At 43.5% G+C, this 20,460-nt stretch carries 12 protein-coding genes and 3 rRNA genes; 6 read left to right on the top strand and 9 right to left on the bottom strand.

Annotated elements, in window-relative coordinates; translation table 11 throughout:
• Positions 1 to 13: 13 nt before the first annotated feature.
• Positions 14 to 1,684: an N-6 DNA methylase gene (locus CKQ84_RS07595; protein ID WP_105250778.1), complete on the top strand. Its 1,671-nt coding sequence runs from the start codon at positions 14 to 16 to the stop codon at positions 1,682 to 1,684.
• A gap of 271 nt (positions 1,685 to 1,955) precedes the next feature.
• Here CKQ84_RS07595 and CKQ84_RS07590 read toward each other — a convergent pair whose 3' ends face one another.
• The 8 genes from CKQ84_RS07590 to CKQ84_RS07555 form a co-directional block, all read right to left on the bottom strand.
• Positions 1,956 to 2,708: a hypothetical protein gene (locus CKQ84_RS07590; protein ID WP_105250777.1), complete on the bottom strand. Its 753-nt coding sequence runs from the start codon at positions 2,706 to 2,708 to the stop codon at positions 1,956 to 1,958.
• A 7-nt stretch (positions 2,709 to 2,715) separates the two neighbouring features.
• Positions 2,716 to 3,729 (bottom strand): response regulator, encoded by a 1,014-nt coding sequence (locus CKQ84_RS07585; protein WP_105250776.1) that lies wholly within the window; start codon positions 3,727 to 3,729, stop codon positions 2,716 to 2,718.
• 1 nt (position 3,730) lies between these two features.
• Complete coding sequence (locus CKQ84_RS07580; RefSeq protein WP_105250775.1) at positions 3,731 to 6,208, bottom strand: sensor histidine kinase; 2,478 nt, start codon at positions 6,206 to 6,208, stop codon at positions 3,731 to 3,733.
• Between the two features lie 10 nt (positions 6,209 to 6,218).
• A complete protein-coding gene (locus CKQ84_RS07575; RefSeq protein ID WP_105250774.1) occupies positions 6,219 to 6,638 on the bottom strand; it encodes a hypothetical protein in 420 nt (139 codons plus the stop codon).
• Positions 6,639 to 6,641: 3 nt separating this feature from the next.
• On the bottom strand, positions 6,642 to 7,016 hold the full coding sequence (locus tag CKQ84_RS07570) for a hypothetical protein (RefSeq protein WP_105250773.1): 375 nt from the start codon (positions 7,014 to 7,016) through the stop codon (positions 6,642 to 6,644).
• Between the two features lie 744 nt (positions 7,017 to 7,760).
• Positions 7,761 to 7,964 (bottom strand): DUF2061 domain-containing protein, encoded by a 204-nt coding sequence (locus CKQ84_RS07565; RefSeq protein ID WP_105250772.1) that lies wholly within the window; start codon positions 7,962 to 7,964, stop codon positions 7,761 to 7,763.
• A 183-nt stretch (positions 7,965 to 8,147) separates the two neighbouring features.
• Positions 8,148 to 9,053, bottom strand: coding sequence for a 1,4-dihydroxy-2-naphthoyl-CoA synthase (locus CKQ84_RS07560; protein ID WP_105250771.1), 906 nt, complete (start codon positions 9,051 to 9,053; stop codon positions 8,148 to 8,150).
• A gap of 124 nt (positions 9,054 to 9,177) precedes the next feature.
• Positions 9,178 to 9,528, bottom strand: a complete 351-nt coding sequence (locus tag CKQ84_RS07555; RefSeq protein WP_105250770.1) for a hypothetical protein — start codon at positions 9,526 to 9,528, stop codon at positions 9,178 to 9,180.
• 91 nt (positions 9,529 to 9,619) lie between these two features.
• Here CKQ84_RS07555 and ccoG point away from each other — a divergent pair, with 91 nt between their 5' ends.
• The 5 genes from ccoG (at position 9,620) to CKQ84_RS07530 (ending at position 19,445) form a co-directional block, all read left to right on the top strand.
• Positions 9,620 to 11,047, top strand: coding sequence for a cytochrome c oxidase accessory protein CcoG (gene ccoG / locus CKQ84_RS07550; RefSeq protein WP_105250769.1), 1,428 nt, complete (start codon positions 9,620 to 9,622; stop codon positions 11,045 to 11,047).
• A 586-nt stretch (positions 11,048 to 11,633) separates the two neighbouring features.
• A 16S ribosomal RNA gene (locus tag CKQ84_RS07545) occupies positions 11,634 to 13,176 on the top strand.
• A 362-nt stretch (positions 13,177 to 13,538) separates the two neighbouring features.
• Positions 13,539 to 16,441 (top strand): 23S ribosomal RNA (locus CKQ84_RS07540).
• Positions 16,442 to 16,580: 139 nt separating this feature from the next.
• Positions 16,581 to 16,696 (top strand): 5S ribosomal RNA (gene rrf / locus CKQ84_RS07535).
• Together the 16S, 23S and 5S rRNA genes form the textbook arrangement of a ribosomal RNA operon.
• A 298-nt stretch (positions 16,697 to 16,994) precedes the next feature.
• Positions 16,995 to 19,445 carry a GGDEF domain-containing phosphodiesterase gene (locus tag CKQ84_RS07530; protein WP_105253025.1) on the top strand — a complete coding sequence of 817 codons (2,451 nt, stop codon included), beginning with the start codon at positions 16,995 to 16,997 and terminating at the stop codon, positions 19,443 to 19,445.
• On the opposite strand, the gene CKQ84_RS07525 is transcribed toward CKQ84_RS07530, so the two are convergent.
• On the bottom strand, positions 19,402 to 20,385 hold the full coding sequence (locus tag CKQ84_RS07525) for an alpha/beta fold hydrolase (RefSeq protein WP_105250768.1): 984 nt from the start codon (positions 20,383 to 20,385) through the stop codon (positions 19,402 to 19,404). The two genes, CKQ84_RS07530 and CKQ84_RS07525, sit on opposite strands and share 44 nt — an antisense overlap.
• Positions 20,386 to 20,460 lie beyond the last annotated feature (75 nt).

Raw genomic sequence — 20,460 nt, 5'->3', positions numbered from 1 at the left:
TTTTAACAACACTATGTCTACTCATTCAAAAGCTGAACGTAAAGCCTTAGGCGCCTATTACACACCTAACAACTTAAGCCAAGTGTTATGTGATTGGGCTATTCGTGCCCCTGATGAGGTTGTTTTAGAGCCTAGTTTCGGGGGGTGTGGTTTTTTGGAAACTAGTGTCAATACGTTGAAATTATTAGGGTGCGAAGCTCCAAATAGCCAACTTTACGGGGCTGATATTGACCTGAAAGCATTTGACTTTCTATTTGATAAATTAGGTAAAATTGCAAGTATTAGCAATCGTTTTATCTGCAAAGATTTTATCCAAACAACAACGCAAGACTTTGGTTGTGCTGAGTTTGATGTAGTTATTGGCAATCCCCCTTACGTTTCTATGCATAATATGTCTGAACATCAGCGGGCTAGCTGTAAAAAAATCCTGAGAGAATCCCTTTATGCAGATGAAACAATAGGAAGTAATGCGAGTCTGTGGGCCTTTTTTCTACTTCATTCTCTATCATTTCTTAAAAAAAATGCACGAGTAGCTTGGGTGTTACCTAGTAGTGTGCTTCATGCTGATTATGCAAAAGCTTTACTTTCAATATATAAAAAACATTTTGAGAGTCTTAAAGTGATAAAACTCAACCAGAGATTTTTTCAGTCATCAGGAGCTGATGAAATATCCGTTGTTTTATTAGCTGATGGTTTCAACAATCAGCCTCGGGATAGTGCAATCATTCAGTACTCTGTTGCTGAGGATTTGAATTCACTTAAAGAAAAAGTGACAGTTAGTAGCGAGTTGCAACAATTTTTTCCTGAAAACTATAAATACTCTTTAATGACTTCAGCAGTCATAACACTTATGAATAGATTAGAACAAAGTCACTTAACTCAACGAATGGGAGACATATCAAACGTCGTTATAGGGATGGTGACTGGTGACAATAAGAAATTTGTTCTTAGCGAGAAAGAAACAAACGATCTGAACCTTGAGCAAAGAGATTTACGACCTGTAATTGGGCGTTTTTCGCAATTAAAAGGGATTATTCATACCCCAGCTAGACATGCCAGAATAGTTCAAGAGGGTCATAAATGTCTACTTTTATGCCCTGAAAATTTGCAGGTGAAAAATTCTTCAGTCAGAAGTTATTTAGCAAAAGTTGATCGAAATAAACGTAAGACTAATAGAACTTTTGCAAAAAGAGTGAATTGGTATTATCCAGATGATGGTAGGTATCCTGATGGGTTTCTTTCATATATGTTAGATAAAGGGCCACGATTGGTCATTAATACTTCAAATATTAATTGTACTAACTCTATTCATCGAGTGTTCTTTACAAATAATATGAGCTATACAGAGAAAAAGGCTATTGCAGCATCTTTCTTATCATCTTATTCTCAACTTTCAGCGGAATTAGTCGGTAGATCATATGGCTCTGGAGTCTTGAAACTTGAGCCTACAGCGGCAAAGAATATTTCTATCTTTACTAGCGCGAAAGTAATTAAAGCACTCGCACACACAACATCTAAGATAGACGAATTGGTTGCTGAAGGGTTAATAGTAGAAGCTCAAAACGTTGTAGATAAAGTTATCTGTGAAGCAGAAGGAATACTCTTAAGTGATTTTGATGAGCTAAAAAAGTGTGCATATATGCTGCGGCAAGATAGATACCAAGGTCTGAGTCGAAATCGTTAATATTACTAACTTTAGAAAAATTATAGCCGTATCATATACACATAGGTAGTGTTCAATATTTTTATATCAGGTTAATTTTACCGATCTATATGGTTTTCTAAGCCCTTTAAAAATGGATTGAGAGAGTGGTACAGAACCTCTCGTGTAAAGTAGTGATCTGAACTAATACTTTTTAAATATCTCGCTAAGTCAGTAAACTCGCTTTGTTGATGACAAAATATTAACTAAGAAATTGTTATAGATATAAAATTACATATTTAATTACCTTTTATTATTTTAGCCTGTGTATAGGTGTCTTTCTGGATGCACTCCGTAAGCGAGTTAAAATCGCATCATAATATGGTTCAAGCCATATCTTTTCGCACTGCATTACATGTTTATTCCAGCCACTATCGTTTATAACTTCCTGCCCCCCTAATCCAAATTCCCTCATTATAAAATCTAACAGTAACACAATGTCGTAAGGTTGTTGTGGTAGCCTAGGGTGATCAAGCGGCGAGAAAAGGTTGTAGTGTACATTGTTCATTTTAAGATAATCTCGCTCAAAATTCCCGCCGTACTGTAGGTGAAATTTAGGTTTGCTTACGTCATCATTCTTCACATCGAGATCAAAATGAAAACGCCTCAAAATATGACATCCATCGACGATAGGGTAACTGTTCCATTCTTCTGGGATATCTTCGTATTCTTCAGTATTATGCTCCAACATTAGGTTTAAACATAAACTCTGTCTGCAGATAATACCCTGATCAAAGTTGATAGCTCCGCCAAGAGATATATAAAATTTTCTTTCACCTCCCTTGGGATTGATATAAGGAAAAACGATATTGGGATTAATCGAAATATCCTCGACGAATGCCTTTTTTTGTCTCAATTTGAGTCCAAGTTTAGTGTGTAACTCACTGAAAAAGCAGTATAACTGATTATTGTTAGATTGAGGCAAGACGGTATGTCTTTCAATTACGAGCTTGGAAAAATCCTTTAGTGCTAGTAAGTATGCGTGGGTAAATTCACGATCGATCATATACACACTATGCTACCTCAATGACGCGGGGATTTCGAAAAAATGGTTCTTGGGGAAGAGTGTCATTAAATTCTGAGCAAGAAATATGAACAGGGAGCAGTTCATTTTCTTGATCTGTAACTATACCCAGTCCATCAGGATATGGTTCTTGGCATACGACACATTTTGATAAATCATTTTCGTTTGTCGCACCAAGTAGTTTTGAAGCAGCTTCTTTAAATGGATATTTTTCTAAATAATTTTCGGGATCAGTTTTTTCAAAAACTTTATCTTCAAGCAACACCCCCCACCAACGCTTGTCAAAAGATTGGTTAAATATCCCATTATAAAGTGCATTATCGAATTGCGGTGAAATGCTATCAAAGTAGTTAACACTGATACCTAATAGCCCAGCAGCTCCAGCTCGACAGACTAAAGGTCCCTCTTTCCTTAATAGTGAGCGGGCTAGCCATCTGAATAATCGCAGGTTTAAACTGTCTGCTATTTCCTTTTCAGGTATTTGGTTTTCATTATCTTGAGTATAGGATTCCGGCTTTGCCAGTATAGGCTTTATCATTGTAGCAATATCATCTTGAAGCGCTTCTGGGCATTGAATCAGTGCAACAAATGCACTAAGTGAAGTGCAAGATCTTAATGCAATGTGGCTTTCTATGTCCGCCTTAAAGGCATCATGGTTGTTGATCGCGTCATCATTTATGAACAGGTCAAAATCGCCAATTTGGTTGGTTGGAGCTGTTTTTACCGAAATTAAGTAAATTGGGGTTCTATGCGCATATGCATGAATGAGTGAGTAGAGGGCGGTCCCTGTCTTAAAAATAGTTCGGGCTCTTTCTAACATATAGTCCACTATGATTAAGTCATACTCACCAGTCTGAATTTTTTCTAGTTTTTGTTTCAGTGCTTCTGGATCGGGTTCAATAATGTCACAAGTAATTTTTTGTCGCTGTTCAAGTACTTCTAACAGCCCTTTTCTTGGGTAAGAGCCGTCGTTGGATTTATCATCAATGACTAGGATTTTCATTTTAATTTCCGATGGTTACTTGCACTTCTGCATTCCAGTTAGAAGACGGCTCAATAAACTCAATACTACCTTTGTGTTTCTTAAGAATGTTTTGGACGATATTTAATCCCAAACCAGAGCCCTTGCCTAAGTTACTTAGTTTCTCGTCCCCCAGTTTGGAAGAGACAGAGCTGTATAGTTTCCCTTCTGGATCAAATGTTCTCGGCTCAAATACTTTTTTCCAATGCTCTTTTTTAAGCCCTATGCCATTGTCTCTAACAGTTAGATAGTGAACCTCATTTTCTTTTACAACTTCGACTTGGATAAGCCGCTGCTCTGAATCACTAGCAATCAGTGATTTAATGCTATTTGAAATTAGGTTGATGAGTACAGAATATGCTTCTGCTGAGTTGAGTTTCGGTACTCCCAAAATGGCGCTTACATCCTCAAACTGTAATGTGATTCCGTATTGTTTTAAGAAGAATCGAAAGCCAGTTTGGATACGATTAAATAAGCTTCTATAAGTGACTTTCTTCGATGATTTACTCGTTGAGTCTGAAAAGACCTCAAACAACTCAAATAGATCATCAAATGACTTTTTATACATATCTGCAATTTGTGCCATTGATAAAAGTTCTTGTTTGATTCCTGCGTCTTCAATCTTGTCGGCAATCAACCTTAGCTGTGCGGATTGACTGATTAGGGTCTGTGCAATCCCTTTTACTTCATGTGCAAATACAAACAATAATGGTGCTGTTGCGGATACAGCCCGTAAAAGTTCGGACTCTGCTTCAAGTTCTTTATATTCTGAAAGAAGATATGCTTGAGCGGAGCTTTTTTGGGCTTGAGTTTCTTTGGACAGTGTTTTTAACGCTGTGTCTACAGAGGTAACTCCCCCATCGCCAGCCAGTAGAAGTTGGGCAGTCGGTAATTCGGGTTTGGCTGGTAAATCCCCTTTAGATGTTTGGGGATCGGATTGTTGAGGCTCTGATTTCGTGGACTTCCATAAATTCTTATCATCGCTTGCTGCAGATGAATCTTCATCAACATTTTCTTGAGACAAAAGTGTGTTGATGGCCTTAGTAATTCGGCTTTCAGTACTTTCGAATTTATTTCCAACAGACTCTTCGAAATCTTTAATAACTTTAGTATGCCGCTCTCTACGGCAACGTAATAACCAAGCTTCATAGTTAATTGTAGCCCAGTCTAGAGACATTCGAATAGCATCTTTTAAACTCAAATAATTTTGGTTGGCAACTAAGCCCTCTCGGTCCATTTTTACTTGGAATGCGTCAACGGCTTTCCCTTCTATGATGACATTACCAATTAATGAGCGAGTACCTGGGTGATTTAACATTGCTCGGGTAGGCGTAGGAATACCCATGTGTACAGCAAGGTCTTCAAGCTCTTTATAATCACTGGGTCCTCGGCGACGAGACAGATCATGTGCAATATCTAGCCAGTCATCACCTTCGTTTATGTCGCCATACGGATATACTCTAAATCCGTTAAGGTATAACTTAATTCCCGAATGCACATCGGTAATGTCTCTTAAAACAGAGTGAGTTAAAAGTGTGGGGTCTCTAAGATTTTCTATACCATCTCGGCTTTTTAACGGTATTATATGAATCTTAAATGATACGCCCGCTAAGGGGATAAACTTATCATTCGTGTAAGAATAAGTTTGTGTATCTGAATTTTTACTATCGAGCTTAAACGCAAGAACTCCGGTATCTTTGATATGACCTGTTAGCGTACCCCATCCAGCACTCAATACCTTTTCATCAGCTTTGAAGATTGCGCTACCGGTGAGCTCTTTAAATTCAGGTGCATGAATTTTGACTTTAAAACCAGTATCTTCCTCAAACCCAGCACGTTTAGTTGGAATCGCGATAGATATTAACGTGATACTTTTAAGAATCATTTTAAAATCGCGGTCTGTTACTCGGTCTCTCAAACCTTTTAGCTTAAGAGTCGTACCAATAGGTCCGTTAGGAGAAATATAAGTTTTGTACTGACATTTTACCGTAGACAAGCGTCTGCCCGGTACAAAGTCGTCCCAATCAAACTTAACGATAGTATGTTCAAATCCATTATCAACTTTGGCACACGTAGTTAATTCTAGATGCTCGGCTAATCTTTGACATGCAAAACGACCAATGCCTTTATTACCAGTGACCGGACGACCATATAGTTTACTGACGGGGTTATTGCGTTTGTTACTTGTGCCGATGGTCATCCAATGATCTGACACGGTATCAAAGGTCATTCCTAAGCCTTTGTCAGCTATAACCAGCTCAGATTTACCCAAGTCGTTGTATTCAGATGAATTAGTTAGCGACACATCAACTATTGGGCTATCTGCATCGTACGCATTTTTTATTAATTCGGAAATGCCTATATGATTTCGACTGACTAGCCTTTCACCTAGCTCTGTAATTAACTGAGCATCTACATCAAAAGTAAATGAATCGTTCTTTTCGTTAAATATCTCAGCCACAAGCCTGACCTTATTGTTCTATAAAATGTTTGTTTGCTAATGCCAAAATAATCCCTGCGGGACTGGAATTACTAAAAAGAGAATAGGTGTAGAGTACGCTGTTGTTCATTTTGCCAAAGTAGAGTTTGCCAGTTTCTTTTGACTGACGTTCTTCTTTGATATGCAAATTCACCCGCCCATCAATCACTATGTTTTCCTTATCTCTTGCCCACAAAGGTTTGAGAAGAGATTGCTCTGAATCATCGAGAACAAAGTACATTCTTTGGTTGGTAAATACCAACCAACATTGCTGAGTATCACTTTTGAACACAAGTAGAGCATCTGCTTCGTCAACGTTCTCACATTTATCGAATCTTTCAAAGCTACGGATTGACTCGATAACTTGCGTCTTTTTTTTAAAACTGGAGCGACCTAGTAAAAAATTCAGCATAAACTACTCCGTAGGAACTCTTTCACGAGAAAGATCTTGATTTGCAGAAGCTAGTAGTCTTGGTAATATTACGGGCCAACCCGCGCCCACAAAAACACTAGCAGTTCGACTTATTTCAAATATATCAGCGGCGGCTCCTACTAGCCCTGCGATACCTGCGCCAATCCCCCACAATAGGAAAATCCAAAATCCGGCATAACCGCTATAGGAAAGTTTAAGGAGGCTATTCTTTTCTGTTGCCTTTGATGTACAAAAATCGAGCATCACGATCAGGAGGCCAAACATTGCTGCTGCGAAGCCAAAGGTAACAACCGAATAGTTTTCATTCGTAGCGTCTCCTAAAAATGCTAAATCGAGTGCAAGTTGTATTGTATCCATTTAGTGAATTTCCATTGCTAACGTGTCCGTTAAGCTAACTATTGATATTTAATATCAGTGGCCTACATGTTTTATTGTGTTGATAATACCCCCCACGATTCAGATAAGCTACATCTGTTCTCAATGAAAACTGACTATGGAAGAAATAAAGTATCATATTAAGGATGATGGCAGATTGCTTAGTTTTTCTATTTCTAACGGACTTTTTATGACGAAGTTTCAATAGTAACTAGTTAGGTTGTAAAGAGTTGATAATTTTGAACAATGGCTTCATCCCGCTATTTTATTAATTATTTGTTATCCCTTCGATTAGTCGGAGGAATCGCTTCCATTATAATCCCAATCTATAGGATAGGCCTTTCTGAAAAGGCCATGGGTCTAGTGATGATGTAATGATTGTAGTGGCATAGTGAAGTAAGAAAAGTTGAGCCCAATGACTTGGATATAAGACTGGATTATCTAACCATCATGGCTTACCAGCAGCTTATATGTAAGTTATAGATTTTTAGTATGATACTTTAATACTGGTATTTGACACTTTATCTGTAGAGGTGCGTGCTGAAGTATGATTCTATTTTTTTAAAATTTGTTGAACTTGTTACTACAAACTGGGCTTTATATGAATAATCAGTATGAAACTTTATTCCTCTCCCACAACCGCCTTTATTGGCGGTTTTTTCATTTAGATTCACGACAAAATGACGATTAACTTATAGCAATAGCAAATGCTGGTGGCTTAGCTTTCTATGCTGGAATGGCATCTAGTTCGTGCTGCTTTTTTGCCTCAATGCGTTTCCACACTTTGTCATGGAAGTAAAACACTACAGTGTTAATCGCGGGTTCTACTAAGGCTACTGCGCCACCGACGACCACACTGCCAGTTAATAAATAGGTTACGGTAAAAGCGACGCTAAAATGTAGTACAGCAAAAGTGAGTGTCTTAGTCATGATCTTGTCCTCTAAATAGGCTCCCAGCGGGAATATTTAGATGATAACAATTCTCATTAAAATTAAAAGCCGTGTTTTCAGATTAGTTTAAACGGTTTTATCTATTTATCCGTTGTAAAAAACATAAAGCCCTCACGATGGAGGGCTTTGAGCATTTAAACGTAAATTAATACGATTCTAAAATTAGTAGTGCCAAGGGAAGGCTGAAAAATCTTGATCGCGTTTTTCGAGGAAGGCATCGCGTCCTTCCTGTGCTTCGGCGCTCGCATAGGCTAAACGCGTCGCTTCACCGGCAAATAATTGCTGACCGACCATACCATCATCAGTCATGTTGAAGCCGTATTTAAGCATACGCATAGCCGTAGGTGATTTAGAGTTAATCTCTTTCGCCCACATTAATGCTTCGGTTTCTAGCTCTGCATGGGGAACGGATTTATTAACCATACCCATGTCGAAGGCTTCATCAGCACTGTAGTTAAATCCGCAGAAGAAGATTTCGCGGGCACGTTTTTGACCTATCATTTTGGCGAGATAAGCACTGCCATAACCTGAGTCGAAGCTTGCAACATCGGGATCGGTTTGTTTAAATATTGCGTGTTCTTTCGAGGCTAAGGTTAAGTCGCACACTACGTGTAAACTATGGCCGCCACCCACCGCCCAGCCCGGCACAACGGCGATGACCACTTTAGGCATAAAGCGGATAAGGCGTTGTACTTCTAATATATGTAAGCGGCCCATTCTGGCTTGATCGGCCTTACCTTCTTCGGCGCCTTCATATTTATAGCCATCTTTGCCGCGAATACGTTGATCGCCACCCGAACAGAACGCCCAGCCACCATCTTTTGCCGAAGGACCGTTACCCGTAAGCAGTACGCAACCCACATCAGACCATTGGCGTGCATGGTCGAGTGCGATAAATAATTCATCAACGGTTTTAGGTCGGAAGGCGTTACGGCACTCTGGGCGATTAATGGCAATGCGTACTGTGCCGTGCGCTTTGGCTCTGTGGTAAGTAATATCGTCGAAATGAAATCCACTGACTTCATCCCATAGGGTGGGATTAAAAATGTCTGATACTTGTTGGGTCATGATTCATAGGCCTTTATGCTGTAATGCCTCAAAGGCTAGGCGGAATCATATATAAGGTCAATCACCTAAGTCTAAACCTTAGCGCTATATAGCAAAATCCCGTTTGCCTATGAGTCTGTAATGATTAAAGGTGATCACATAGATAAAGCTGATTATCTTTGCTAAACACTGGATGTTGAGGTGCCATAGTACCGCAATAGTTAGCCTTAAAGTCGGCAATAGACTCGGGTGTCATTGGAATTTGATTGAAGGCTTCGAGTTCTAATGTGGATAAACGTTCTATGATGTCGGTTCTTACCTTAGTCAGTTTATGGTCGATTTTAATAATTTTTGTTCCTGTCATAGAGTCAACTTTATTCTCTATTTCTTTGATCATCGCCTCAGTCTTTGCAATAGGAACATCTAATTTATCTGTTTCTGTGTATAAGTAATATAAAGCACCCGCGAGTAGCGCCAATATGATCCAACCTTTCATCTTTTAGTCCAACATAAGTGAATAACCATTAAGAATATGGGTATAATAAGCTAGTTTTCGTCCAATATTAAAGCAGTAAAAGGCTGTAACGATGAACTCAGAATCTAACAACAAGGACTATTCGAAAACCAATCGAATTAAGATTCACCAGCCAGATGCGAGTAAAGCCGATCGCTTTAATCCTCGTAATCGGATTTATGTCCGAGCCATAGACGGTTTGTGGAGTAGCGTACGTCGCCGCATGGGCTGGATCGCCATGTTATTTTTCCTGCTTTTACCTTGGATCCCTTGGGGCGACCGTCAAGCCGTATGGTTTAACTTGGGCGAACAAAAGTTTCACGTCTTCGGTTTAACGATTTGGCCGCAGGATCTCACCTTGCTTGCAGCGTTGTTTATGATCGCTGCCTTCGCTCTGTTTTTTGTGACCACCTATCTTGGCCGTGTTTGGTGTGGATACACTTGCCCCCAAACAGTATGGACCTTTATGTTCATCTGGTTCGAGGAAAAACTTGAAGGCGCACGCAATAAACGCATTAAGTTAGATCAAATGCCATGGAGCTTTGACAAACTCTGGCGTAAAACGGCAAAACATACGGCCTGGCTATTGCTCTCACTGATGACGGCGATGACCTTTGTGTCCTATTTTGTGCCAAGTCGTGAAGTCTATGTCGACGTATTTACACTTAATGCTTCTGGCGGTATCTACTTCTGGGTCGTGTTTTTTACACTTGCCACATACGGCAATGCGGGTTGGATGCGTGAAATCATGTGTATCCACATGTGCCCTTATGCTCGTTTCCAAGCGGCTATGTTCGATAAGAATACTTTTATCGTGGGTTACGATACTAAACGTGGTGAGACCCGTGGTCCGCGCTCACGCAAAGATGACCCTAAAGAGCTAGGGCTTGGCGACTGTATCGACTGTGACTTGTGTGTGCAGGTATGTCCTACGGGAATCGATATTCGTAATGGTCTGCAATATGAGTGTATTAACTGCGGCGCTTGTATCGATGCCTGCGATCAAACCATGGATCGTATGGGATATGAAAAAGGACTTATCAGTTATACCACCGAGAACAAGTTAGAAGGAATTAAGCAAAAAGTGCTGCGACCTAAACTTGTCGGTTATGGCGTGGTACTGATAGCGATGATATTAGTCTTTATATACTCCAGTGCGACCATAGCGCCTGTGCGTATGGACATCATTCGTGACCGCAACCAGCTCTATAGAGAGAACAATCAAGGTTTGATTGAAAACACCTTCACCTTGAAGATTCTTAATAAGACAGAGCAATCCCACGAATACACTATGAGTGTCGAAGGATTAGACAACTATAAATGGTACGGTCCAACTTCGGTCACTATTGCGGGTGGTGAAGTGTTAACTCTCCCTATTAGTGTGGGTATCGATCCGGTTGAGCTGTCTCGTTCAGTTACTAATATCGAGATAAAAGTGAAAACTCATATCGACGGTGAAGAAGTCGAAGTTGAGCAAGAATCTCGCTTCTTTAGTCCATAGATAACAGTATTTATGATGATCTAGCTGAGCGTGACTCATATAGATTGCCAGACTTAATCGAGATAAAGGGGCTTTTTAGCCCCTTTTTTATACGTATCGTTTGATAAGTAAACGTCTAAACCATTAATCGTTATTTTCCTACAAAAAGCCCTTGCACAAAATCTCCTGCTCCCTATAATGCGCATCCACTGACACGGCAGACAGCGAAAGCAAGCTGACGAGTTAGGTTGAATTGAGTAGCTTTTAAGCACTTAATTCAAGCGCAGCAAGAAGTTGAAAAATACTCCTTGACGCGAAACGGGAAATGCGTAAAATGCACCACCCTGAGCTGATGAAGCATCAGCACGACCCGCCGGCAACGGTATGTGGTCAACGCTCTTTAACAAGATAAAACAAGAAATCTGTGTGGACACTCACAGGTGTTGAGTTAATCGAAACTGCTTAGCCTTCGGGTTGGCAGTCAAAAATTTAAATCAATGTAACAATGAGTGTTCATAGTAATATGTACAGTTTGTTTCTTTAGTTAGAAACAAAAAATCAGAATTCATTGAGCCGCTGAAGTCGCAAGACGGAAGCAACAAAACTTTAATTGAAGAGTTTGATCATGGCTCAGATTGAACGCTGGCGGCAGGCCTAACACATGCAAGTCGAGCGGCAGCACAAGGGAGTTTACTTCTGAGGTGGCGAGCGGCGGACGGGTGAGTAATGCCTAGGGATCTGCCCAGTCGAGGGGGATAACAGTTGGAAACGACTGCTAATACCGCATACGCCCTACGGGGGAAAGGAGGGGACCTTCGGGCCTTCCGCGATTGGATGAACCTAGGTGGGATTAGCTAGTTGGTGAGGTAATGGCTCACCAAGGCGACGATCCCTAGCTGTTCTGAGAGGATGATCAGCCACACTGGGACTGAGACACGGCCCAGACTCCTACGGGAGGCAGCAGTGGGGAATATTGCACAATGGGGGAAACCCTGATGCAGCCATGCCGCGTGTGTGAAGAAGGCCTTCGGGTTGTAAAGCACTTTCAGTAGGGAGGAAAGGGTGTAACTTAATACGTTATATCTGTGACGTTACCTACAGAAGAAGGACCGGCTAACTCCGTGCCAGCAGCCGCGGTAATACGGAGGGTCCGAGCGTTAATCGGAATTACTGGGCGTAAAGCGTGCGCAGGCGGTTTGTTAAGCGAGATGTGAAAGCCCTGGGCTCAACCTAGGAATAGCATTTCGAACTGGCGAACTAGAGTCTTGTAGAGGGGGGTAGAATTCCAGGTGTAGCGGTGAAATGCGTAGAGATCTGGAGGAATACCGGTGGCGAAGGCGGCCCCCTGGACAAAGACTGACGCTCATGCACGAAAGCGTGGGGAGCAAACAGGATTAGATACCCTGGTAGTCCACGCCGTAAACGATGTCTACTCGGAGTTTGGTGTCTTGAACACTGGGCTCTCAAGCTAACGCATTAAGTAGACCGCCTGGGGAGTACGGCCGCAAGGTTAAAACTCAAATGAATTGACGGGGGCCCGCACAAGCGGTGGAGCATGTGGTTTAATTCGATGCAACGCGAAGAACCTTACCTACTCTTGACATCCACGGAATTCGCTAGAGATAGCTTAGTGCCTTCGGGAACCGTGAGACAGGTGCTGCATGGCTGTCGTCAGCTCGTGTTGTGAAATGTTGGGTTAAGTCCCGCAACGAGCGCAACCCCTATCCTTATTTGCCAGCACGTAATGGTGGGAACTCTAGGGAGACTGCCGGTGATAAACCGGAGGAAGGTGGGGACGACGTCAAGTCATCATGGCCCTTACGAGTAGGGCTACACACGTGCTACAATGGCGAGTACAGAGGGTTGCAAAGCCGCGAGGTGGAGCTAATCTCACAAAGCTCGTCGTAGTCCGGATTGGAGTCTGCAACTCGACTCCATGAAGTCGGAATCGCTAGTAATCGTGGATCAGAATGCCACGGTGAATACGTTCCCGGGCCTTGTACACACCGCCCGTCACACCATGGGAGTGGGCTGCAAAAGAAGTGGGTAGCTTAACCTTCGGGGGGGCGCTCACCACTTTGTGGTTCATGACTGGGGTGAAGTCGTAACAAGGTAGCCCTAGGGGAACCTGGGGCTGGATCACCTCCTTACCTATACGACTAACTTAATGTTTGTTGAGTGTTCACACAGATTGCTTGTTTAGCTTCTCTCAGGAGAAGTCAGAGCGAAACATCCCTCTTGCAGGTAGATGTTGTTCTTTAACAATTTGGAAAGCTGATAGTATTTAATTACATGAGTCTGTCATGTGATTAATTACAAAACGTTTAATGCGAAAGCATTGAACATGAGTTCTCAAACACTTTATTAAGTGTCTTGAATATTCAATAGTAAATTATTCTTTGCTGAATAGTTTACGTCTAAGGCGCGTCCACTTCTTTGGTCAGAAGTGAGACAAGTAAAACCAAGCTGGTCGCAATGCGACTCAGGTGAGTGAAACTCATTTGGGTTGTATGGTTAAGCGACTAAGCGTATACGGTGGATGCCTTGGCAGTCAGAGGCGATGAAGGACGTAGTAACTTGCGAAAAGCGTTGGCGAGCTAGTAACAAGCATTTGAGCTAACGATGTCCGAATGGGGGAACCCAGCAGCATAAGCTGTTATCGCAACATGAATACATAGTGTTGCGAGGCGAACGAGGGGAACTGAAACATCTAAGTACCCTTAGGAAAAGAAATCAACCGAGATTCCCCTAGTAGCGGCGAGCGAACGGGGATTAGCCCTTAAGTCAGTGGGGTGTTAGTGGAATGCGTTGGAAAGCGCAGCGGCACAGGGTGATAGCCCCGTACATGAAAACTAACCATTGATGAAAACGAGTAAGGCGGGACACGTGACATCCTGTTTGAATATGGGGGGACCATCCTCCAAGGCTAAATACTCCTGACTGACCGATAGTGAACCAGTACCGTGAGGGAAAGGCGAAAAGAACCCCTGTGAGGGGAGTGAAATAGAACCTGAAACCGTATACGTACAAGCAGTGGGAGCGGTTCTTGAGACCGTGACTGCGTACCTTTTGTATAATGGGTCAGCGACTTACATTTTGTAGCGAGGTTAAGCGAATAGCGGAGCCGTAGGGAAACCGAGTGTTAACTGCGCGTTTAGTTGCAAGGTGTAGACCCGAAACCCGGTGATCTAGCCATGGGCAGGTTGAAGGTTGAGTAACATCAACTGGAGGACCGAACCGACTAATGTTGAAAAATTAGCGGATGACTTGTGGCTGGGGGTGAAAGGCCAATCAAACCGGGAGATATCTGGTTCTCCTCGAAAGCTATTTAGGTAGCGCCTCGAGCGAATACCATTGGGGGTAGAGCACTGTTAAGGCTAGGGGGTCATCCCGACTTACCAACCCTTTGCAAACTCCGAATACCAATGAGTACTACTCGGGAGACAGACGGCGGGTGCTAACGTCCGTCGTCAAAAGGGAAACAACCCAGACCGTCAGCTAAGGTCCCAAAGTACTAGCTAAGTGGGAAACGATGTGGGAAGGCTTAGACAGCTAGGATGTTGGCTTAGAAGCAGCCATCATTTAAAGAAAGCGTAATAGCTCACTAGTCGAGTCGGCCTGCGCGGAAGATGTAACGGGGCTAAGCTAGTCACCGAAGCTACGGGTGCACAGTTTACTGTGCGCGGTAGAGGAGCGTTCTGTAAGCCGTTGAAGGTGAAGGGGTAACCCACGCTGGAGGTATCAGAAGTGCGAATGCTGACATGAGTAACGATAAAGGGGGTGAAAAACCCCCTCGCCGAAAGACCAAGGGTTCCTGTCCAACGTTAATCGGGGCAGGGTGAGTCGACCCCTAAGGTGAGGCCGAAAGGCGTAATCGATGGGAAACAGATTAATATTTCTGTACTTCCGCTAACTGCGATGGAGAGACGGAGAAGGCTAGGCTAGCGCGGCGTTGGTAGTCCGCGTTTAAGGTGGTAGGTGGTGTTCTTAGGCAAATCCGGGGACACGTACTTTAATGTACACACTGAGAGCTGATGACGAGGTCCTAAGGGACTGAAGTAGTTGATGCCATGCTTCCAGGAAAATCTTCTAAGCTTCAGGTTAGTGGGAATCGTACCCCAAACCGACACAGGTGGTCGGGTAGAGAATACCAAGGCGCTTGAGAGAACTCGGCTGAAGGAACTAGGCAAAATGGTACCGTAACTTCGGGAGAAGGTACGCTCCTGTTGGTGATGAGACTTGCTCTCTAAGCTGACGGGAGTCGCAGATACCAGGTGGCTGCAACTGTTTATCAAAAACACAGCACTGTGCAAACTCGCAAGAGGAAGTATACGGTGTGACGCCTGCCCGGTGCCGGAAGGTTAATTGATTGGGTTATCGCAAGAGAAGCTCATGATCGAAGCCCCGGTAAACGGCGGCCGTAACTATAACGGTCCTAAGGTAGCGAAATTCCTTGTCGGGTAAGTTCCGACCTGCACGAATGGCGTAATGATGGCCACGCTGTCTCCAGCCGAGACTCAGTGAAGTTGAAATTGCGGTGAAGATGCCGTATACCCGCGGCTAGACGGAAAGACCCCGTGAACCTTTACTATAGCTTGGCACTGAACATTGAACCTACATGTGTAGGATAGGTGGGAGACTTTGAAGTTGTGACGCTAGTCATGATGGAGTCGTCCTTGAAATACCACCCTTGTAGTTTTGATGTTCTAACCTAGGTCCCTTATCGGGATTAGGGACAGTGCCTGGTGGGTAGTTTGACTGGGGCGGTCTCCTCCCAAAGAGTAACGGAGGAGCACGAAGGTTGGCTAAGTACGGTCGGACATCGTACGGTTAGTGCAATGGCATAAGCCAGCTTAACTGCGAGACATACACGTCGAGCAGGTACGAAAGTAGGTCATAGTGATCCGGTGGTTCTGAATGGAAGGGCCATCGCTCAACGGATAAAAGGTACTCCGGGGATAACAGGCTGATACCGCCCAAGAGTTCATATCGACGGCGGTGTTTGGCACCTCGATGTCGGCTCATCACATCCTGGGGCTGAAGTCGGTCCCAAGGGTATGGCTGTTCGCCATTTAAAGTGGTACGCGAGCTGGGTTCAGAACGTCGTGAGACAGTTCGGTCCCTATCTGCCGTGGGCGTTGGATGATTGAAGGGAGCTGCTCCTAGTACGAGAGGACCGGAGTGGACGAACCGCTGGTGTTCGGGTTGTCATGCCAATGGCATTGCCCGGTAGCTACGTTCGGAATCGATAACCGCTGAAAGCATCTAAGCGGGAAGCGAGCCCTAAGATGAGTCATCCCTAGGAATTTAATTCCTCTAAAGAGCCGTTCGAGACTAGGACGTTGATAGGCATGGTGTGTAAGCGTTGTGAGGCGTTGAGCTAACATGTACTAATGACTCGAGAGGCTTAACCATACAACCCAGATGGGTTTTACAAAGAAGCCTTAGACAGAATACAGATACTTGATAAAGTTTGAACTCAAACAAAGAAAATCAGCTTTCCGAATTATTATTAACGTGAGCCAGAGATGGACACGGTAATAAACAGAATTTGCTTGGTGACAATAGCCTTGTGGAACCACCTGATCCCATCCCGAACTCAGAAGTGAAACGCAAACGCGCCGATGGTAGTGTGGGGTCTCCCCATGTGAGAGTAGGTCATCGCCAAGCGCTTAATTATCTCATTGAGATGTAACGAAGCCAGCTGAATAAGCTGGCTTTTTTGCATTCGCAATTTGTTAAATTATCATTTAAGACCAATGCTATCTAGCATTGTTCTATTCATTTTAGTTTTGGTTCTTCTGCTAGTTCTTTACGTTTTTTCCTTCCTTTATTTCAGACTTTTATACTCTAAGTTGATTATTTACATGAAGATCTCGCTTAGTTTGATAAGTCCTTTTGCTTAGTGGTTCGTTTCCCGTTAGCATACAAAAATATTAATTTTTTTGTTAACGGCCATCTGTTGCCTATGCTTCGTAAGCTTTCGCTCGCGGTACTGCTTCCTCTTTGTATGCTGACCCTATATTTAGTGTTGGTCATAGGCGAGTACCTGTTCGAAAGTGACCAAGTTAGGGCTGAACTTGCGCAGCGACAGTCGGCTTTGATAAAGCAACAGTTGTTCCGCATGCAGAATGTGGTTCAATCGGCGCAAGCTTTACAGGATGTGGAGCGGATTGAGCAGGAAGTATCCTTAGCTGCACTGGATATGGGCACTATGGTGTATATCTTGGTTGATGCTGAAAGCCGTATTCGTTTTGCTAATCATACTGTGTGGCGTGATAGCAATGCGACTCAAGTCATCGATGGTTATGATGTAGACCTTCACCGCTCTGTGGTTCAAGCTTTTCTTCCGCAGATCCTCGTTAATCTCGACCGTTTAACTATTCAAGCATATTATCCCGTTCTTCCCCAGTATGGTGGGGCTGTTGATTTGGTTTATCTTGAAGCCGATTTAGCCCCTTTAGTTGCCGAAGCTTCTGCTAAGTTGCAGCAACGTTTTATGCGGGTTTGGGGTCTTGGCGGATTATTGCTGATTGGCTTTACCTTTATTTTATATTTCCTGTTGATCCGCCCATTCCAAATGTTGAGCGAGGCAGCTAAGCAGGTAGGCACCTCTTCCTTTTCGACATCGATACCTTGGAGTTCATCTGAAGTTTTATCTTTGCAAGCCAGTTTGCAGCAAGCACATGAGCGTTTAAGTCGGGCAGTTAAACAGCTGAATGACAGTGAATTGCGTTGGTTATTTGCTGTGGAAGGTTCGCGTAACGGTATTTGGGATTGGGACATCAGTACGGGGGAGGTTTTTCTTTCTGATCGCTGGAAAGAGATGATTGGTTATGCGCCTGATGAATTGGCTGGAGTATTCCAGACCTGGGAGACGCGGCTACATCCCGATGATAAGCAGATTGTGTTAGATGCTTTGCAGGAATACGTTAGCGGAAAGAGTAAAGAATTTGAAAGTGTTCACCGCTTACGGCATAGAGATGGCCATTATGTGTGGGTGTTAGACCGCGGTATGTTAGTTGATTGGGATCCCCAAGGGCGCCCGACTCGCATGATAGGCATTCATATGGATGTGTCAGAAAGCGCGAAGAACCATGCTGCAATTACTGAGCTTGTGGATCAATCTGTTGTCGGTCGCAAGATGTTGCCCGATGTCTTTATGGTGCGTTTATCGCAATTTTTAACCCAAGGTAATAGTTCGGGGCAATGGGGAGCATTGCTGCTCGTTGAGGTGGATCGCTTAGGATTGGTCGCCACTTTAAATTCCCATGAATTAGAGCGCTTGTTAACGCAAATCGCGGCCCGTTTATCGAGTTATTTCACTGAAAATATAACGGTCGGTCGATTAGAGTCTGGTAATTTCGTTTTGCTTGCTAAAGATTTAGCGGCAGATGCGTCAGCCGCTGCTCGTCGTGCTTTAGCCCTTGCGAGTGAGTTAAGGCAAGTGATTGCTCGACCATTCCATTACGGTCATCATCACTTTGAGCTTAGCGCGTGTGTGGGGATCTGTTTACTCGATAGTATAGAAACCTTAGAGCCTGCTTTAGTGATGCGTCGTGCCGAGTTAGCAACGTTAAGCGCTAAGCAAGCAGGTCAAGCTGGGTGCGCTTTTTACCATGCTGAAATGGACTTTCGCCAGAGCCGTGATGAGCTGTTGCAACAGGAATTACAAACCGCATTACAACAAGATAGCTTAACGTTAATGTTCCAGCCTGTGATCAATGCGACCAGTGAACTTGTCTCGGCAGAAGTGCTCACGCGTTGGTATCGTGCTGATGGAGAGTTTATTCCGCCAGCTGAATTTGTGGCGTTAGCAGAACAAGGGGGAATTATTGCTGAGCTTGATCTTTGGGTGGCTAAGCGGGTGTGTCTGTTTATTCAGAAATCGCGGGCTCAAGGAAGGAGTTTGCCTCCTTTGACTCTCAATATCAGTGCATTCTCATTTGGTCAGGCAGATTTTGTTGATACATTCGTTGGGTTGGTTAAGGAGCATGGTATTGGTGCTAATCAACTGGGTATTGAGCTCAATGAGGCCGCATTTTTAATGCAACCACAGTTTGTGGATGAGCGTGTCTCTAAGTTAGTTGAAGTAGGTGTAGGTATCATCCTCGATCATTTCGGTTCGGGCTTGAGTGCCTTGAGCTGCTTAGCTAATCAGCCATTAGTTGCGGTTAAATTGGATATGAGTTGTATTGATTCATTAACCACAATGCCAACAAAAGTGAATGTACTTATTACCTCTGCGCGGCAATTCAATTTGAGCGTTGTCGCCAAAGGTGTCGAATCATCCCAACAATATCAAGCTTTTGTTGAACTTGGCTGTGATGGCTATCAAGGCTATTTATTCAGTCGAGCCTTAAACCAAGCGGACTTTATCCAGCTTGTTTGTCCTCGTCCTTTATTGCGTAGCGTTTAAAGAAGTCGAGAGCATAGTTTAAGGCTTGGTTTCGGCAGGCGTCTTTTTCCATAAAAATCTCATGGGCAGCCCCAGCGATTACTTTCAATTGGCAATGGGTACTCACGGCGAGATTCTGGGCCGCATTATCAACAATCTTATCTTCACTCGCTTGCAGTATCAGTATCGGAGTGCGAATTTGTGCCGTTGCCAGTACGCAAGTATCTGCCGCATCTAGAGATTCAGTCAACCAACGGTTCGTGGGTGAACCGAGTTGTAACTTAGGGGCAGCATCATACAATTCTCGGTAGGCTTGGTATCGGGTTTGGCTGTGAGTTAGCTCATTCCCTTTGAATGGAACAGGTTTATAGTTTTGTCCTGCAAGTACATAATTAGGCTCGCCACCATTGAGTGTGGTATCGAGTTTACTGGCTAACCAGCGTACGAACGCTTTTGGCATAGGTAATTTAATGCCATACATGGGCGCTGAAAATGCCGCGGCGGTAAAAATATCGGGATGCTGTTTGAGATACAAAGTGCCAATCGCGCCACCCATTGAATGGCCAAGTAGCATGAGTTGTTTGTCGTTTTGTGGTAACACTATCTTCTGCATAAATAGTGCAAAATCATCAATATAATCATTGAATCTTCGCACATGGCCCATGTGTGGATTGATTGTCATACGATCCGATAGCCCTTGGCCACGGTGATCTATGGCATAAACAGAGTAACCTTGTTGGTATAAGTCGAAGACCAATTCTTGATACTTTAAATAGGACTCGACTCGGCCACTGCTGAGAACGATTGCGGTATGCGCTTGGGGATGTTTGACCATCATATAGGCCAGCGTGACGCCGTCGGCAGAGGCTAGCGTGTCTTGAACAACGCTTTGCCAGAAGGCTTGCTGCTCTGAGGTATTTAAATCGTGTTCAGTCGAAAATGTCGCTTTGGCTTGGCTCATACTCAGTCGCAAATCATTTGGCTTGAATGGTTTGTTAGAGTGTAACAGACAACCATGGGAGTCTGAAAATACCGA

This window comes from Shewanella sp. WE21, from assembly GCF_002966515.1.
In the GTDB taxonomy this organism is placed as follows: Bacteria; Pseudomonadota; Gammaproteobacteria; order Enterobacterales; family Shewanellaceae; genus Shewanella; species Shewanella oncorhynchi.
The sequence above is the reverse complement of the archived record's forward strand: the minus strand, read 5'-3'. Positions and strand labels throughout refer to the sequence as shown.

Bases quoted from the DNA above. Each gene is read 5' to 3' on its own strand.
- CKQ84_RS07595 (WP_105250778.1), top strand. From the start codon at position 14: ATGTCTACTCATTCAAAAGCTGAACGTAAAGCCTTAGGCGCCTATTAC.
- CKQ84_RS07590 (WP_105250777.1), bottom strand. From the start codon at position 2,708: ATGATCGATCGTGAATTTACCCACGCATACTTACTAGCACTAAAGGAT.
- CKQ84_RS07585 (WP_105250776.1), bottom strand. From the start codon at position 3,729: ATGAAAATCCTAGTCATTGATGATAAATCCAACGACGGCTCTTACCCA.
- CKQ84_RS07575 (WP_105250774.1), bottom strand. From the start codon at position 6,638: ATGCTGAATTTTTTACTAGGTCGCTCCAGTTTTAAAAAAAAGACGCAA.
- CKQ84_RS07570 (WP_105250773.1), bottom strand. From the start codon at position 7,016: ATGGATACAATACAACTTGCACTCGATTTAGCATTTTTAGGAGACGCT.
- CKQ84_RS07565 (WP_105250772.1), bottom strand. From the start codon at position 7,964: ATGACTAAGACACTCACTTTTGCTGTACTACATTTTAGCGTCGCTTTT.
- CKQ84_RS07560 (WP_105250771.1), bottom strand. From the start codon at position 9,053: ATGACCCAACAAGTATCAGACATTTTTAATCCCACCCTATGGGATGAA.
- CKQ84_RS07555 (WP_105250770.1), bottom strand. From the start codon at position 9,528: ATGAAAGGTTGGATCATATTGGCGCTACTCGCGGGTGCTTTATATTAC.
- ccoG (WP_105250769.1), top strand. From the start codon at position 9,620: ATGAACTCAGAATCTAACAACAAGGACTATTCGAAAACCAATCGAATT.
- CKQ84_RS07530 (WP_105253025.1), top strand. From the start codon at position 16,995: ATGCTTCGTAAGCTTTCGCTCGCGGTACTGCTTCCTCTTTGTATGCTG.
- CKQ84_RS07525 (WP_105250768.1), bottom strand. From the start codon at position 20,385: ATGAGCCAAGCCAAAGCGACATTTTCGACTGAACACGATTTAAATACC.